The following is a 14,980-nucleotide window of genomic DNA, read 5'->3' on the forward strand; positions in this document are numbered from 1 at the left end:
CGGGCAGGCCGCCGACCTTGACCCCGCCGCCATGCTGAACCTAGATTCGTCGGGAATGAATGCACATTCACAAGGGCGCCTGGCCGTGGTGACCGGCGCCGGTTCGGGCATCGGCAAGGCGATCGCGCTGGCGTTCGCCGCACAGGGCGACCGGGTGATCGCCGCCGACCTCGACGAGGCTGCCGGCGCGGCCACCGCCAAGGAGCACCCCGGGCTGATCACCGCGCTGCCGGTGGACGTCGCCGACCCGGCGCAGGTCGACGCCCTGCGGGACGCGACGCACGGCGAAGCCGGCGTGCCCGACATCGTCGTCAACGCCGCGGGATGGGACCGCACCGATCAATTCCTCAACGCCACACCGGAATTCGCGGCCAAGGTGGTGGCGATCAACTACCTGGGACCGGTGCACGTCTGCGCGGCGTTCCTGCCGGGAATCATCGAGACGCACGCCGGCGGGCGTGTCGTCAACGTGGCCAGCGACGCCGGCCGGGTAGGCAGCGCCGGGGAATCCATCTATGCCGGCGCCAAGGGCGGGGTGATCGCGCTGACCAAGTCGCTGGCCCGGGAGATGGCCCGCCATCAGATCACGGTCAACTGCGTGTGCCCGGGCCCGACCGACACGCCGCTATTCCACGCCCAGCCCGAGAAGCTGAAAGAAGCGCTAGTCAAAGCCATCCCGTTTCGCCGCCTGGCGCGACCCGAGGAGGTCGCCGCGGCCGTGCTGTTCTTCGCGTCGCCCGCCGCGTCGTTCATCACCGGACAGGTGATCAGCGTCAGCGGCGGCCTGACGATGGCGGGTTAGTGGCAGGCTGAGTCACATGAGCACCCACAAACCTCCCGCCTTCGACCGGTACGACCCCCTGGGCCTGGACGCCTCGCTGTCCGACGACGAGCTCGCGGTGCGCTCCACCGTCAGAGGGTTCTGCGCCGAGCACGTCCTTCCCTACGTCGCGGAGTGGTTCGAGATCGGCGACCTGCCGGTGCGCGAACTCGCCAAGGGGTTCGGACAGCTCGGCCTGCTCGGCATGCACCTGGAAGGGTACGGGTGCGGCGGCGCCTCCGCCGTGCACTACGGCCTGGCGTGCGTGGAGCTGGAGGCCGCCGACTCCGGCCTGCGGTCGATGGTCTCGGTGCAGGGATCGCTGGCGATGTTCGCGATCTGGAACTTCGGGTCCGAGGAGCAAAAGCAGGAGTGGCTGCCCGGTATGGCCACCGGCGAACTGCTGGGGTGTTTCGGGCTGACCGAACCCGACGTGGGATCCGATCCGGCCGCGATGAAAACCCGTGCGCGACGCGACGGTTCGGATTGGGTGCTCAATGGCCGAAAGCTGTGGATCACCAACGGCTCGGTCGCCGACGTCGCGGTCGTGTGGGCGGCCACCGACGAGGGAATTCGGGGCTTTCTGGTGCCGGCCAGGACACCGGGATTCACCGCCAACACCATCCACCACAAGCTGTCGCTGCGGGCATCGATCACCAGCGAGCTGGTGCTCGACGACGTGCGGGTGCCCGCCGATGCGATGCTGCCCGAGGCGAAAGGCCTGCGGGGGCCGCTGTCCTGTTTGTCCGAGGCGCGTTACGGAATCATCTGGGGCGCCATGGGCGCGGCGCGGTCGGCCTGGCAGGCCGCGCTCGACTACGCCACCCAGCGCACCCAATTCGGGCGCCCGATCGCCGGATTCCAGTTGACCCAGGCAAAGCTCGTCGACATGGCGGTCGAGTTGCACAAGGGTCAGCTGCTGTCGCTGCAACTGGGCCGCCTCAAGGACAGCGTCGGGCTGCGGCCCGAGCAGGTCAGCTTCGGCAAGCTGAACAACACCCGGGAGGCCATCAAGATCTGCCGGACCGCTCGAACGATCCTGGGCGGCAACGGCATATCGCTCGAGTACCCGGTCATCCGGCACATGGTCAACCTGGAGTCGGTGCTCACCTACGAAGGCACGCCAGAGATGCACCAGCTCGTCCTGGGCCAGGCGTTCACCGGTAGTGACGCCTTCCGGTAACCGGGGAAGACATGGCCGCACGTCTGGAGTACACCGAAGAGCACCGGCAGTTCCGGGCGCTCGTCCGCGAGTTCGTACAGCGGGTGGTGGTCCCGGCGCACGAGCGGGCCGAAACCCGGGGGCAGTGGGACCGCTCGCTGTTCATCGAAGCGGGAAAGCTTGGCCTGCTCGGCTTTTCGGTGCCCGAGCAGCTCGGCGGGCCGGGAGTCAACGACTTTCGCTACAACGCGGTCGTCATCGACGAACTGCAGCGGGCCGGCGCGGCGGCGGAGGCCATCGCGTTCACGCTGCAGAACGACGTGGTGCTGCCCTATCTCACCGACCTGGCCACGCCCGAGCAACAACGGCGCTGGCTGCCCGGCGTGGTGACCGGCGAGACGGTGCTCGGTATCGCGATGACCGAACCCGGCACCGGCAGCGACCTGGCCGGGATCCGCACCGCGGCGGTCCGAGACGGCGACCACTACGTCGTCAACGGCGCCAAGACGTTCATCTCCAACGGCCAGTGCGGCGACCTGTTCGTCGTCGCCGTGCGGACGTCATCCGATCGACATAAAGGCCTGTCGCTGCTGGTGGTCGACGCCGACACCCCGGGTTTCTCCCGGGGCCGCAACCTGGACAAGATCGGCCTGCATGCCCAGGACACCAGCGAGCTGACGTTCACCGACATGCGGGTGCCGGCGGCCGATCTGCTCGGGGACGAGGGCGCCGGCTTCTACCAGCTGATGCAGAACCTGCCGCAGGAGCGCCTTGCGCTGGGGGTGGGCGCGGTGGCCGCCGCCGAGGCCATCCTGGCCGAGACACTTGAGTACGTGCGCGGACGCAAAGCGTTCGGCACGCCGATCGCCGGGTTCCAGCACAGCCAATTCGTTCTCGCCGAGGTGGCGACCGAAATCGACGTCGCCCGAACCTATCTCGACGACTGCCTGGCCCAGCACCTGACCGGCGAGCTGACGGCCGCGCGGGCCGCCCGGCTGAAATGGTGGACCACCGACCTGCAGGTGCGCACGGCCGACCGCTGCCTGCAGCTGCACGGTGGCTACGGCTATATGCGCGAGTACGCCGTGGCGCGCGCGTTCGTCGACGCCCGCATCCAGACGATCTACGGCGGGACCAACGAGATCATGAAGACGATCGTCGCCAAGGACCTGGGCATCTGATGGCGGTCGACTATGGCGCCCTGCCCGTCCAGGAGGCCGTCCGCGCGGCCCGGGCCAGCGCGCGGCGCCGCCAGGTGCTCGACGCCGCGGTCAAGGCCATGGGAACACACGGCTTCCACCAGATGTCGATGCAGGATCTGGCCGCCGAGGCCAAGGTCAGCGTCGGCCTCATCTACACCTACTTCGGCGGCAAGGAGGACCTGCTGCTGGCCACGATCGTGCGGATCCTCGACGTGTTCCGCGACCAGCTGGCGCCCGTGATGGCCGCCGCCGGCGACGACGTCGTGGACCAACTGGCCGCCGGCATCAGCCGCTACATCCAGATCGTGGACGAGAACCTCGACGGCGTGGTGCTGACCTATCGGGAGAGCCGGACACTGGTGCCGGCCGACCGGGCCAGGATCAAGGAACTCGAAATCGCCACCGCCGCACCGCTGCGCACGGTCATCGAAACCGGTATCGCCGCGGGCGTCTTCCGCGATGTCGACGTCGACCTCACGGTGTTCGACATCATGCTGCTCGCCCACGGCTGGGCGCTCAAGCACTGGCATTTCGGTCCCGCCTACACCCGCGACGAGTACATCCGGCTGCAGACCCGCCACCTGCTCCACGCATTGGTGCGCGACGACCGTCGCGCCGATTACGCACACGTGCTGGAATGAAGCCATGAGACTCACCGCGCTCCGTAACATGGCCGCCGCGTTCGCGCTGGGGGCCGTCATCGTGGCGCCGACGGCCGGCGCCGACCCCACCGTCGCGCTGCCCCCGATGACGTCGAGCGGCGGCGGCCCGATCATCGGCGGCGGCAGCAACGCCGGGATCGCGCAGCAGCTGTTCAGCTTCGGCACTCCCAACGTGCAGGAGGTCGACGGTTCGGACGCCGCGCAATTCATCACGGCCGCCGCCGGAAGCGCCAATCCTCAACTGGCCGCTCCCTTCTCGCTGATGCGCCGGGCGCTGGCATGCCAGACGAACAACGCCGGGTTCGGGGCGCGCGCCTACCGGCGCAGCGATGGGCAATGGGGAGGCGCGATGGTGGTCGCGGCCAAGAGCGCGACGCCCAACGTGGACGGCCTGGCGGGCTGCGCCAAGACGAACTGGCGCAGGGCCACGGCCGGCACGCAGAGCTCGCTCTGCAATAGCGGCTGGAGCACCCCGAACACCTACGAGAGCCGCCGCGGCGAGACCTACTACATCCTGCTCGCCGGCACCGCCGACGACTTCTGCACCGCGGTCAACGGCAAATTCAAGGACAACTCCAACGGGTGGCCATTCTAGCCGTCGGCACTAAATGGGTTGCGCGAGTGGCTGTTTCGGTCTTCGGCAAGCCGACCCGGAACAGACAAAGGATAGGTTTACCATTCTCGGATATCCCCGCGGCCACAATTAATCCCGCCATAAGTCGCCGCCGTTTGAATTCAATACATTTCACGCGAACGGGAACTCCCATTGAAAAGACCGGCGCGCCGGGTTTTCGAAATCAACTGTCGCAACGGCGAAGACGCCGTAGACTCCCGCCCATCGGGTGATCGGGCAATCGGGCAAACAAAAGAAATTGTCCATCCATGAACGGGGTTGGTGTTATGTCACGATTGACCGGCAAAATCATTCTCGCTGCAATGCTCGGATTCACCGTCTGCGCGGCATCGGCTTGTACGACGCCGATAACCATCGACTGCGGTCCGGGCCTGACCTGCCAGTAAGCGCAGGCCTTATTCGCGGCTTCGGCAAGGGATCGCCCGCCCCCGCGGCGGGCGGTCCCTTGCCGTACCGCTGACTTCATCCGGATTGCGCTGTGCCACAGCCGGATCTGCGGGCTCCCGCGCCGATCTGTGCCTTGCCGTGACGTCCGAGGGGTCCTAGTCGTACGGTGGACATGCGCTGGAAGCAGCGTGCGACCAGAACGACGAGGCCAATAAGGGGTGAGCATGTCGCGTCATCACGTCGTCATCATCGGAAGCGGATTCGGCGGATTGAACGCGGCCAAGGCCCTCAAACGGGCGGACGTGGATGTCACGTTGATCTCGAGGACGACCACCCATTTGTTCCAGCCGCTGCTGTACCAGGTGGCCACCGGCATCCTGTCCGAAGGCGACATCGCCCCGACCACCCGGTTGATCCTGCGCCGGCAGAAGAACGTCCGGGTGCTGTGGGGCGAGGTCAGCGGCATCGACCTGACGGCCAAGACCGTCACGTCGCAGCTGATGGGCATGGAGACGGTGACGCCCTTCGACAGCCTCATCGTGGCCGCCGGCGCCCAGCAGTCCTATTTCGGCAACGACGAGTACGCCGCCTTCGCACCCGGGATGAAGAGCATCGATGACGCCCTCGAACTGCGGGCCCGCATCCTCGGTGCATTCGAGGCCGCCGAAGTCGCCACGGACCCGGCGGAGCGGCAGCGCCGCCTGACGTTCGTGGTGGTCGGCGCCGGGCCGACGGGGGTCGAGCTGGCCGGCGAGATCGTTCAGCTCGCCGAACGCACCCTGGCCGGGGCCTTCCGGACGATCACGCCCAGCGAATGCCGGGTCATCCTGCTCGACGCCGCGCCGGCGGTCCTGCCACCCATGGGCGAAAAACTCGGCCTCAAGGCGCAACGGCGGCTGGAGAAGATGGACGTCGAGATCCAGCTCAACGCGATGGTGACCGCGGTGGACTACATGGGCATCACGGTCAAGGACAACGACGGCAGCGAGCGCCGCATCGAATGCGCGTGCAAGGTCTGGGCGGCCGGCGTGCAGGCCAGCGGTCTGGGCAAGATGGTCGCCGAGCAGTCCGACGGGACCGAGACCGACCGGGCCGGACGCGTGATCGTCGAGCCCGACCTCAGCGTCAAGGGTCACCCCTACGTGTTCGTCGTCGGCGATCTGATGTCCGTGCCCGGCGTTCCGGGAATGGCCCAGGGTGCGATCCAAGGGGCGCACTATGTCACCAAGCTGATCAAGCAGGCGGTGAAGGGCCAGGACGACCCGGCCAACCGCAAGCAGTTCAACTACTTCGACAAGGGCAGCATGGCCCTCATCTCGCGGTATAGCGCCGTCGCCAAGATCGGCAAGCTGGAGTTCGGCGGCTTCATCGCCTGGCTGGCGTGGCTGCTGCTGCACCTGTTGTACCTGGTCGGATTCCGCAACCGCATCGCCGCCATGTTCTCCTGGGGGATCTCCTTCCTGGGTCGCACCCGCGGCCAGATGGCCATCACCAGCCAGATGATGTACGCCCGGCCGGTGGTGGACTGGGTCGAGCGGCAGGCGCAAGAGGGGACACTGGCGGCGGCCGAACGCATCGAAGCCGCCGAGAAACAGGCCGGTTAGCTCCCGGACTAGTTCAATGCCTGGTCGATGTCGGCGATCAGGTCGTCGGTGCCCTCCAGCCCGACCGAGATCCGGACCACGCCGTCGCCCAGGCCGATCGCGGCGCGGCCCTCCGGTCCCATCGCCCGGTGGGTGGTGGTGGCGGGATGTGTGACAAGGGATTTGGCGTCGCCCAGATTGTTGGAGATGTCGATCAGCCGCAGCTTGTCCAACACCTCGAAGGCCCGTTGCTTCGCCTTGTCTTCGGGGCAGTCGAGCGCGAAGGTGATCACCGTGCCGCCGCCGGACATCTGCCGCTTGGCCAGGTCGTATTGCGGGTGCGACGGCAGATACGGGTAGCGAACCCAGCTCACCGCCGGATGGGTCTCCAGGAATTCCGCGATCCGGTGCGCCGAGGAGTTGCTGTGCTCGACCCGGATCGCCAGCGTCTCAAGGCCTTTCACCAACACCCAGGCGTTGAACGCGCTCAGCGCCGGTCCGGTGTGCCGCATCAGCTTCTGCACCGGGCCGTCGATGTACTCCTTGTCGCCGAGGATCGCACCACCCAGCACCCGGCCCTGACCGTCGATGTGCTTGGTGCCCGAGTACACCACCACGTCAACCCCCAGGGGAATGCCCTGCTGCAGCAGCGGCGTGGCAAAGACGTTGTCCAACAACACTTTTGCCCCCGCGGCGTGGGCGAGCTCGACGACCGCGGCGATGTCCACCAACGACTGCATCGGGTTCGACGGCGTCTCGAAGAACACCGCCGCGGTGGGGACGGACAGCGCCTCCTCCCACTGCGCGAGGTCGTCGCCGTCCACGAAGACGGTCTCGACGCCCCAGCGCGGCAGGATCTCGTTGCACACCACGAAACACGACCCGAACAGGCTGCGCGCCGCGACCAGCCGGTCCCCGGCGCCCAGCAGCGCGCCCAGCGAGGTGAACACCGCCGCCATTCCGCTCGCGGTGGCGAACGCCGCGGGGGCGCCCTCGATCAGGCGCAACCGCTCCTCGAACATCGTCACGGTCGGATTGCCGTAGCGGGAGTACACGAAGTGGTCGAGCTCGCCGGTGAATGACTTCTCCGCGACGGCCGCCGAGGAGTAGACATACCCGGACGTCAAAAACATCGCCTCGGCCGTCTCGTCGAACCCCGAGCGCAGCAGCCCGCCCCGCACGCCGATGGTGGCCTGGCTGACGCCGTCGGGCAGCGCCTTGGGGGCGCGGACGGAATCCCCCGAGGGGTGGGTCATAGCTGCTTCCAGGGCAATCCGATGGCGCGCCAGCCCGATTCGCCGCGCAGCCCCTGGGCGTTCGGGTGACCCTCGAAGCCGTCCAGCACGTTGTAGGCCGGCGTGATGCCGGTCCGGGTGGCGACCTCGGCGGCGCCGATCGAGCGGTTGCCCGAGCGACACAGGAAGACGACCGGACGTTCGGCGTCGGTTTCAGGCACCCGGTCGCGCAGTTCGTCGGCGAAGTTGGCGTTGTACCTGCCATCCGAGGTGTTCCACTCGATGAACACCACCTCGCGGCCCAGGCTGGACAGGTCGGGCACCCCGACGAACCGCCATTCGTCGTCGGTGCGCACGTCGACCAGCACCGCCTCGGGGTTCTCGCTGAGCAGTTCCCATGCCTGCTGGGGGGTGATGTCTCCGGCGTAGCCCGCGCGCTCTGTGCTCATGACCTCGAATCGTAACGAGGTCACCTTGCCGCGGGATAACTCAGTGCGCGGGCTCGCGCGCGACCAGCCGGCTGGCGACCTCGCGGGCGCGGTCGCGCGCCGCGGCCACCTCCGGCGCCGTCGCCAACGCCTGGTATCCGCGCCCGACCGCGCGCAGGTCGCTCTCCGGCACGCTCAGCGCCCGGACCAGCGCGGCGGCCGGCGCGTCGGCGCGTTCGACCCGGTGGGCCGCGCCCGGCGAAATCATCATGGTGTCCACCGGCAGGCCCAGAACGGTGCGGGCCTGCAGCTCGAACGCCGAGAGCCGCTGACTGGGCACGGTGGCCCAGGCGCTGGCGGTGGGGAAGGGCGTGACGTCGGCGAAGTACACCTCGTCGCCGTTGATCATCAATTCGACGCCGAAGACGCCGCGGCCGCCGAGCGCCTTGACGATCCGCGCCGCGATCGATTTGGCGGCATCCATCGCCGCCGCGCTCATCTGCTGCGGTTGCCACGATTCCAGCGCGTCGGCGTGGCCACCGCGATGGCCGATGGGCGAGCAGAATTCGATCGCCGGCCCCCCGGGCCCGTCGCTTCGGACGGCCAGCAGGGTGACGTAAGACTCGACCTCCACCACGGTCTCGGCCAGCACGCGGTGCTGGTCCCCGTGGCCTCCTGTCGCGCGCTGCCAGGCCGCCGCGAGGTCGTCGGGGCCCGACGCCACCGACTGTCCCCGACCGGCGGCCGCGAGCACCGGCTTCACCAGCAGCGGGTAACCGGCGTGGGCCCCGACGGCCTCGAGTTCGCCGACGGAGCCGACGAACCAGAACGGCGCCGTGGGCAGTCCCAGCTCGTCGGCGGCCAACCGGCGCAGGCCCTCCCGGTCGGCGGCCAGCCGCACGGCGCGCGCGCCGGGCACCAGCTGGGTGCCCGCGGCCTCGAGGCCCTCGAGCGCCCGGGGCGCAACGGCGTCGGTGGCGGCCACGACGACGTCCGCGTGCAGCCCACGCAGCGCCTTCGTCAGCTCCTCTGCGTCGGTTATCGGGACCATCAGCGACTGATCGGCCGCCCCGTCCGCGCGCTCACCTACGACGATCACCCGCGCGCCGAGGCGCCCCAGCGCGATCGACAGTTCCCGGCTGAGCTCACCGGAACCCAGCACCACCACCCGCGGCCTGGCGTCGGCTTCCGTGGTCGGCGCTTGCGAGGGCACGGCGAGCGCGGTGGTCCTGTCGTCTTGTCCTTCGGTCGGGCCGTCAGTCACCGCTCAAGGATAGGTCGGTCGCGCGGGTGCCAGGCCTGGCCGCGCTAGGGCTGGCCGGGAAGCAGCCGCACCATCAGCCCGTTAGCCTCGGCCAGCACCGCTTCGTCGCCGTCGAGCAGTTCCGCGGCCACGAACGCCTTGCGGCCCTCGGTGCTCGTGACGCGGCCGCGCACCGCCAGCGGCGCGTCGATCGGGGTGACCCTGCGGTAGTCGACGTGCAGGAAGGCCGTCCGGCTGATGGGACGCCCCGCGGCGTGCGACACCATTCCGAACATGTGGTCGAACAACAGCGGCAGCACGCCGCCGTGCACAGCGTGGTTCCCGCCGACGTGAAATCGGCTGAAGTAGCCGGTCATCTCGACCCCGTCCGGCGCGTATTTCGTCAACGTCCAGGGCGGCAGCAGCAGGCTGCCCATGCCGGGCAGGTCAGGCGTCCGCCCGGCCGGCGCCTTGCCCTCGTCGGCCTGGAACGGGCCCAGCAGCTGCACCAGGGCCTCGGCGCGGTCGGCCGCGTCGTCCCACACGTCATCGCCGGGATCGGCGGACACGGCCAGGTCCTGCAGACCGCGCATGGCCGCGACGAACCGGCCGAATCCCGGGCCGGGGCTGGCCGGCCCGTATTCGGGGAAGCCGCCGTGGTGTTCGTATTCGGGGTCGAGCTCTTTGGGATCCGGCTCCGTCACGGGCGGGCCGCCAGGACGTCGCGGCGCACGATCGTCTGTTCCCGGCCCGGGCCGACGCCGATGCACGAAACATGGGCTCCGGCAAGGTCTTCCAGCCGCAACACGTAGTCACGCGCCTTGGCGGGCAGGTCGTCGAATTCGCGGGCGTCCGAGATGTCCTCCCACCAGCCCGGCAACTCCTCGTAGATCGGCTCGGCGCGGGCCAGGTCGGTCTGCGTCATCGGCATGTCGGTGGTGCGCTCGCCGTCGATGCGATAACCGACGCAGATCGGCACCGTTTCCAGGCTGGAGAGCACGTCGAGTTTGGTCAGGAAGAAGTCGGTGATGCCGTTGACCCGGGTGGCGTAGCGGGCGATGACGGCATCGAACCAGCCGCAGCGGCGCCGCCGCCCGGTGGTCACACCGAACTCGCCGCCGGTCTTGGACAGGTATTCGCCGTTCTCGTCGAACAGCTCGGTGGGGAACGGCCCGGAGCCCACGCGGGTGGTGTAGGCCTTGAGGATCCCGAGCACGGTGGTGATGCGGGTGGGCCCGATGCCGGACCCGACGGCCGCGCCGCCGGCGGTCGGATTCGACGATGTCACATAGGGATACGTGCCGTGGTCGACATCGAGCAGGGTGCCCTGGGAGCCCTCCAGCAGGACCGTCTCGCCGGTCTCGAGCGCGGCGTTGAGCAGCCGGCGGGTGTCGCGGATGCGATGGCGGAACCCCTCAGCCTGTTCCAGCAGCGCCTCGACGACCTGGTGCGGGTCCAGGGCCTTGCGGTTGTAGATCTTGACCAGGATCTGGTTCTTCAGTTCCAGCGCGGCCTCGATCTTGTGGGTCAGCTGGTCGGGGTCGAGCACGTCGGCGACCCGAATCCCCTGGCGGGCGATCTTGTCCTGATAACAGGGCCCGATGCCGCGCCCCGTGGTGCCGATCTTCTTGTTGCCCATGTAGCGCTCGGTGACCTTGTCGATGGCCACGTGGTAGGGCAACAGCAGGTGCGCGTCGGCCGAGATCAACAGCTTGGTGGTGTCCACGCCGCGGTCCTCGAGGCCTTTGAGCTCGTCGAGCAGCACGCCGGGGTCGACCACCACACCGTTGCCGATGACGTTGGTGACGCCGGGGGTGAGCACTCCCGACGGGATCAGGTGCAGCGCGAAGTTCTCGCCGCTGGGCAGGACGACGGTGTGCCCGGCGTTGTTGCCCCCCTGATAGCGCACCACCCACTGCACGCGTCCACCGAGCAGGTCAGTGGCTTTACCTTTGCCCTCGTCACCCCATTGGGCGCCGATGAGGACGATTGCCGGCATGACTTGCTCCCGCCTGCTTACTGTGGCTCTACTGGCAGGGCGCCGTATCTCTCAGCGCCGCCACGGTTTTCGGCATCTTCCGTTGGCCCGGGCTGCCGACCTGCACCAGCGCCGCGGTTAACCGCTTCAGGACCGGGCGCGTAGCCGGACGCGTCTTTGCTTGGCGCGCTCACGTGGCGATCCTAAACGTCGGGTAGCTACGGACTTGTGCCAAGGGCCGATTGATCGCGACTCGTGTCCCGCACGGTCGCGGCTCATCCATCCGGCGCCGCGGGCAGCCGCCCGCTGAGCGGCATTTGCCCCGATGGGCCGGCGGGCGGAGCACTTGCCGGCGCGGGCGGTTTGGCCGCACATACACCGCTGGCGGTCGGCGCGCCCAACATCAGGCACAAGGGCTGCTTGGGGGCACGACCGGGCCTCTTGGCCGCCCAACCCTGCCACACCGGTTTCCCGTTCCAACTGACCAGCGTCCAGCCATCGTGCGGATTGCCCTGGATCTCGACAACGCCGGCGTTGGGCAGCGGATCGAAGAGCAGGAGCAGCGGATCGGGGTTCTTGACGGTCATCATCGTCCCGACGCCGATCGCGAACTCGCTGGAGACCGCCACTACGGTGATCTTGCCGCCCGCGGACCGAACCGGGCTGGCCAGGGCATTGCCGTACATCAATTGCAGGGAGTCGTTGAAACGGCTCCCGTTGGTCACCGCGTTGCCGTACATCGTCTGCAGCGCGCCGTTGAAGCGTTTGTCGAATTCGAACCCGTTAGCGTCGGCGGAGCCCGGAGCCAGCATCGGCACGATGCGTAGCCCCAGCAGCCACGCCACCGGTCCTAGCAGGTACACCAGCCCCGCGAGGCTGAACTGCGGTAAGCCATTGAAGGCGCCGGCGTCGATCTCGTTGAGCCCGGGCAATGCCTGAACATTCATCCCCAACATGGCCGCCAACGGCGCCGCGGTCTGTTGCGTCCTGATCAACTGCGACGCGTAGATCGCGGCCACCGGGCCCCGCGCGGCGAGCACGTTGGCGATGTTCTGCGCCTGTTCTTGGCCGAGCGCGGTGAGCACCGCTCCGGGCACCGACGTGTCGATCACGCCCGCCGCATTGGCCTGCGACTGGCCGTGCCGGACCAAGTCGATCACGATCGATTCGTCGGCCCAGGCCGTCGCCGGCGTGATGCACAGCAGGACAGTCGAAAGCGCTACGGCGCCGACACGGCGGAGTTGCTTTGTCAGCAATGGACGCGCGCGGGGCCGGTACCAGATACGGGCGGCGCGGTTCGCGCGGTTGAGAAGACGGCGGTGAGTCGGCGAATGGCAGTTCTCCGTTCTCTTAGCCACCCATTCGTTGACCCCGTGGCAGGAGTAAAGTATCCGGTTGCTAGCAGGCAGCGACGCAACAACTTTCGTAGTCCGAAACGATATTGTGACTGCGTCGTTATGACGAGATCGTTCCGCGCCCAAGCGGTCTGGCTGCCGAGCCGACGAGAGACATTGAACGACAAGGATATTGGGACTGTTCATTGGACGGCCTGTGACGCGAGAAGATTCCGCCCTGGCGGTGTTGCTGTTCGGCGATCGGCGGGTGCCACGGACGCTGACCGGCGTGCCGATTCGCTCGGCCGACACCGATGGCGCGATCGGCCCCTACCGGCGGCTGGTGGTGGTAGGCGCCGACGCCGACCTGGCCGCCGTGCTGACCCGGCTGCTGCGCGCCGACCGGCTCGACATCGAGGTGGCCTACGTGCCGCGCCGCCGCACCCGCGCGACCCGGATCTACCGCCTGCCCGCCGGGCGGCGCGCGGCCCGGCGCGCCCGGCGAGGGCTCGCGCGGCGCGTCACCCTGGTCCGCGACGAGACCGGGTCCGTGGTCGTCGGGCGGGCCGGCTGGCTGCCGGCCGAGGGCCGGCGCCTGCGCGGCGAGGCCGTCGTCGACGACACCGTGTTGTTCGACGGCGAGGCCTCCGCCGTCGACGTCGAGCCGACGCTGGCCGTCCCGGGCCTGCGCGCCCGCGTGGCGACGGGCCGGCGCCGCTGGGTCGCCGGCCGCGCGGTCCAGCTGGGCAGCACCGGCGTCAGCGTGGTGCGCGACGGCGTGCCCGCACCGCGCCCGGCGCGCCGGTCCACGTTCTACCGCAACGTCGAAGGCTGGCTGGCGGTCCGCTGACGCATCAGTCCGGCAGGCCGGTCACATTCTGGGCGGGCGATGCGTCGTGATCTAGAGATCTACTCCTCGTGGAGGGAAGACCAATGGCAGCAACCATCCGCCACCTCAACCGACTTTCGGATGTGTTGGGCCTGGCCCAGCTCGGCCACGCCCACTGGTTATTCGGCAACATCTACGAAGCGGTTGTGAAAATCCCGGACCGGCTCGCCGCCGAGCCCCGAGCTGCCGCTCCGGCGGGAAGCAGCCCTCGGTCGTCACTGCTGGCGCCGGGCAGTCCGCTGCGCTACTACGCGCCAGCCGCGCCGATCACAGTGGCAACGACTGCCGCGGCCGTGAGCAAAGGCTGGGAGATCGACGATGCCAGGCGTTGGCTAGCCGTGACGGCGGGTTGCTCGATCGCCGGATTGGGTGTCACCGGCTACCTGATCCGGGCGGTGAACCTCGCGGTGATGTTTGCCACGACGCCACCGCCACCAGAAGAACGGGACCGCCTCATCCGGACCTGGTACCGGCTCAATCTGGTGCGGATCGCCGCCGCGGGTGGCGCGCTGTTCGCCGCGAACCGCGCGAGTCAGGTCATCGCGCGGCAGGGTGCACGGTAGCGCGCCAACCCCGTCGACGGCAGGCTGGCTGGCGGTCCGCTAGTTTCGACCGGTGAGCCTGCCCGCCCGGCGCGAATCGGTCCGTCCCAGCCCCATATTCCTGGCCCTCGTCGGCCTGACGGCGATGGGCGGCGTGCTGGCCTGGCTGGCCGGCAGCACCGTGCGGCCGCTGGCGTATTTCGGGGTGTTCACCTTCGTGATCGCCGGCTGGTTGGTGTCGCTGTGCCTGCACGAGTTCGGGCACGCCGTGACCGCCTGGCGATTCGGCGACCACGACGCCGCCGTGCGCGGCTACCTGACGCTGGATCCGCGGCGCTACAGCCATCCCGCGCTGTCGCTCCTGCTGCCGATGGTGGTCATCGCGCTCGGCGGCATCGGCCTGCCGGGCGCCGCGGTGTACGTGCGGACCTGGTTCATGACGCCGAACCGGCGCAGCCTGGTCAGCCTGGCCGGGCCGGCCGCCAATCTGGTGCTGGCGGTGCTGCTGCTCGCGCTGACGCGGTTGTTCTACGACCCTTTCCACCAGGTGCTGTGGGCGGGGGTCGCGTTCCTGGGATTTCTGCAGCTGACCGCGGTGGTGCTCAACCTGCTGCCCATCCCGGGCCTGGACGGCTACGACGCCCTGGAGCCGCACCTGAGTCCGGAGACGCAGCGCGCGGTGGCGCCGGCCAAGCAGTACGGCTTTTTCATCCTGCTGTTCCTGCTCCTGGCCGCCAGCCACTGGTTCTTTCAGATGGTGCTCTGGCTGTTCGAGTTCTCCAGTGTGCCGACGTGGCTGGTGTCCGCGGGCAACGTGCTGACCCGCTTCTGGAGCCGCTGGTTCTGACCCTTGCCATATATGCGTGGATCCGCATATATTG

15 protein-coding genes are annotated in these 14,980 nt (G+C 68.7%); 9 read left to right on the forward strand and 6 right to left on the reverse strand.

The annotated features are described in order from the left end of the window. Nucleotides 1-55: 55 nt before the first annotated feature. The 6 genes from H7J89_RS22305 to H7J89_RS22330 all read left to right on the forward strand — a co-directional run bounded on the left by H7J89_RS22305 (nt 56) and on the right by H7J89_RS22330 (nt 6,471). Nucleotides 56-802 (forward strand): SDR family NAD(P)-dependent oxidoreductase, encoded by a 747-nt coding sequence (locus H7J89_RS22305; protein WP_264046750.1) that lies wholly within the window; start codon nt 56-58, stop codon nt 800-802. A gap of 16 nt (nt 803-818) precedes the next feature. After that, nucleotides 819-2,003: an acyl-CoA dehydrogenase family protein gene (locus tag H7J89_RS22310; protein WP_264046752.1), complete on the forward strand. Its 1,185-nt coding sequence runs from the start codon at nt 819-821 to the stop codon at nt 2,001-2,003. An 11-nt stretch (nt 2,004-2,014) separates the two neighbouring features. Continuing rightward, the gene (locus H7J89_RS22315; protein WP_264046754.1) at nt 2,015-3,163 is read left to right on the forward strand and encodes an acyl-CoA dehydrogenase family protein; all 1,149 of its coding nucleotides are present in this window, start codon (nt 2,015-2,017) and stop codon (nt 3,161-3,163) included. Next, a complete protein-coding gene (locus tag H7J89_RS22320; protein WP_264046756.1) occupies nt 3,163-3,825 on the forward strand; it encodes a TetR/AcrR family transcriptional regulator in 663 nt (220 codons plus the stop codon). The genes H7J89_RS22315 and H7J89_RS22320 overlap by 1 nt, the downstream gene beginning before the upstream one ends. A gap of 4 nt (nt 3,826-3,829) precedes the next feature. Continuing rightward, nucleotides 3,830-4,441, forward strand: a complete 612-nt coding sequence (locus tag H7J89_RS22325) for a hypothetical protein (RefSeq protein WP_264046758.1) — start codon at nt 3,830-3,832, stop codon at nt 4,439-4,441. A gap of 650 nt (nt 4,442-5,091) precedes the next feature. Beyond that, nucleotides 5,092-6,471 (forward strand): NAD(P)/FAD-dependent oxidoreductase, encoded by a 1,380-nt coding sequence (locus H7J89_RS22330; RefSeq protein ID WP_264046760.1) that lies wholly within the window; start codon nt 5,092-5,094, stop codon nt 6,469-6,471. A gap of 8 nt (nt 6,472-6,479) precedes the next feature. Here the strand turns inward: H7J89_RS22330 and H7J89_RS22335 are convergent, their stop codons facing one another. From H7J89_RS22335 to H7J89_RS22360, 6 genes are all read right to left on the reverse strand, one after another. After that, nucleotides 6,480-7,706 (reverse strand): O-succinylhomoserine sulfhydrylase, encoded by a 1,227-nt coding sequence (locus tag H7J89_RS22335; RefSeq protein WP_264046762.1) that lies wholly within the window; start codon nt 7,704-7,706, stop codon nt 6,480-6,482. Then, the gene (locus H7J89_RS22340) at nt 7,703-8,134 is read right to left on the reverse strand and encodes a rhodanese-like domain-containing protein (RefSeq protein ID WP_264046764.1); all 432 of its coding nucleotides are present in this window, start codon (nt 8,132-8,134) and stop codon (nt 7,703-7,705) included. The genes H7J89_RS22335 and H7J89_RS22340 overlap by 4 nt, the downstream gene beginning before the upstream one ends. Before the next feature lie 40 nt (nt 8,135-8,174). After that, complete coding sequence (gene purT / locus H7J89_RS22345; protein ID WP_372513820.1) at nt 8,175-9,377, reverse strand: formate-dependent phosphoribosylglycinamide formyltransferase; 1,203 nt, start codon at nt 9,375-9,377, stop codon at nt 8,175-8,177. 44 nt (nt 9,378-9,421) lie between these two features. Continuing rightward, nucleotides 9,422-10,060 (reverse strand): PaaI family thioesterase, encoded by a 639-nt coding sequence (locus H7J89_RS22350; RefSeq protein ID WP_264046766.1) that lies wholly within the window; start codon nt 10,058-10,060, stop codon nt 9,422-9,424. Next, nucleotides 10,057-11,355 (reverse strand): adenylosuccinate synthase, encoded by a 1,299-nt coding sequence (locus tag H7J89_RS22355; protein ID WP_264046768.1) that lies wholly within the window; start codon nt 11,353-11,355, stop codon nt 10,057-10,059. Before H7J89_RS22355 ends, H7J89_RS22350 begins: the two co-directional genes overlap by 4 nt. 254 nt (nt 11,356-11,609) lie before the next feature. After that, nucleotides 11,610-12,590: a histidine phosphatase family protein gene (locus H7J89_RS22360; protein WP_264046770.1), complete on the reverse strand. Its 981-nt coding sequence runs from the start codon at nt 12,588-12,590 to the stop codon at nt 11,610-11,612. A gap of 283 nt (nt 12,591-12,873) precedes the next feature. Between H7J89_RS22360 and H7J89_RS22365 the strand changes: the two genes are divergently transcribed. The 3 genes from H7J89_RS22365 (at nt 12,874) to H7J89_RS22375 (ending at nt 14,946) form a co-directional block, all read left to right on the forward strand. After that, a complete protein-coding gene (locus H7J89_RS22365) occupies nt 12,874-13,518 on the forward strand; it encodes a peptidase M50 (protein WP_372513821.1) in 645 nt (214 codons plus the stop codon). Between the two features lie 83 nt (nt 13,519-13,601). Further along, nucleotides 13,602-14,120, forward strand: a complete 519-nt coding sequence (locus H7J89_RS22370; protein ID WP_264046774.1) for an anthrone oxygenase family protein — start codon at nt 13,602-13,604, stop codon at nt 14,118-14,120. Nucleotides 14,121-14,172: 52 nt separating this feature from the next. Next, complete coding sequence (locus H7J89_RS22375; protein ID WP_264046776.1) at nt 14,173-14,946, forward strand: site-2 protease family protein; 774 nt, start codon at nt 14,173-14,175, stop codon at nt 14,944-14,946. Nucleotides 14,947-14,980: the final 34 nt, after the last annotated feature.

It is taken from the genome of Mycobacterium paraffinicum (assembly GCF_025822865.1).
Classification (GTDB): Bacteria; Actinomycetota; Actinomycetes; order Mycobacteriales; family Mycobacteriaceae; genus Mycobacterium; species Mycobacterium paraffinicum.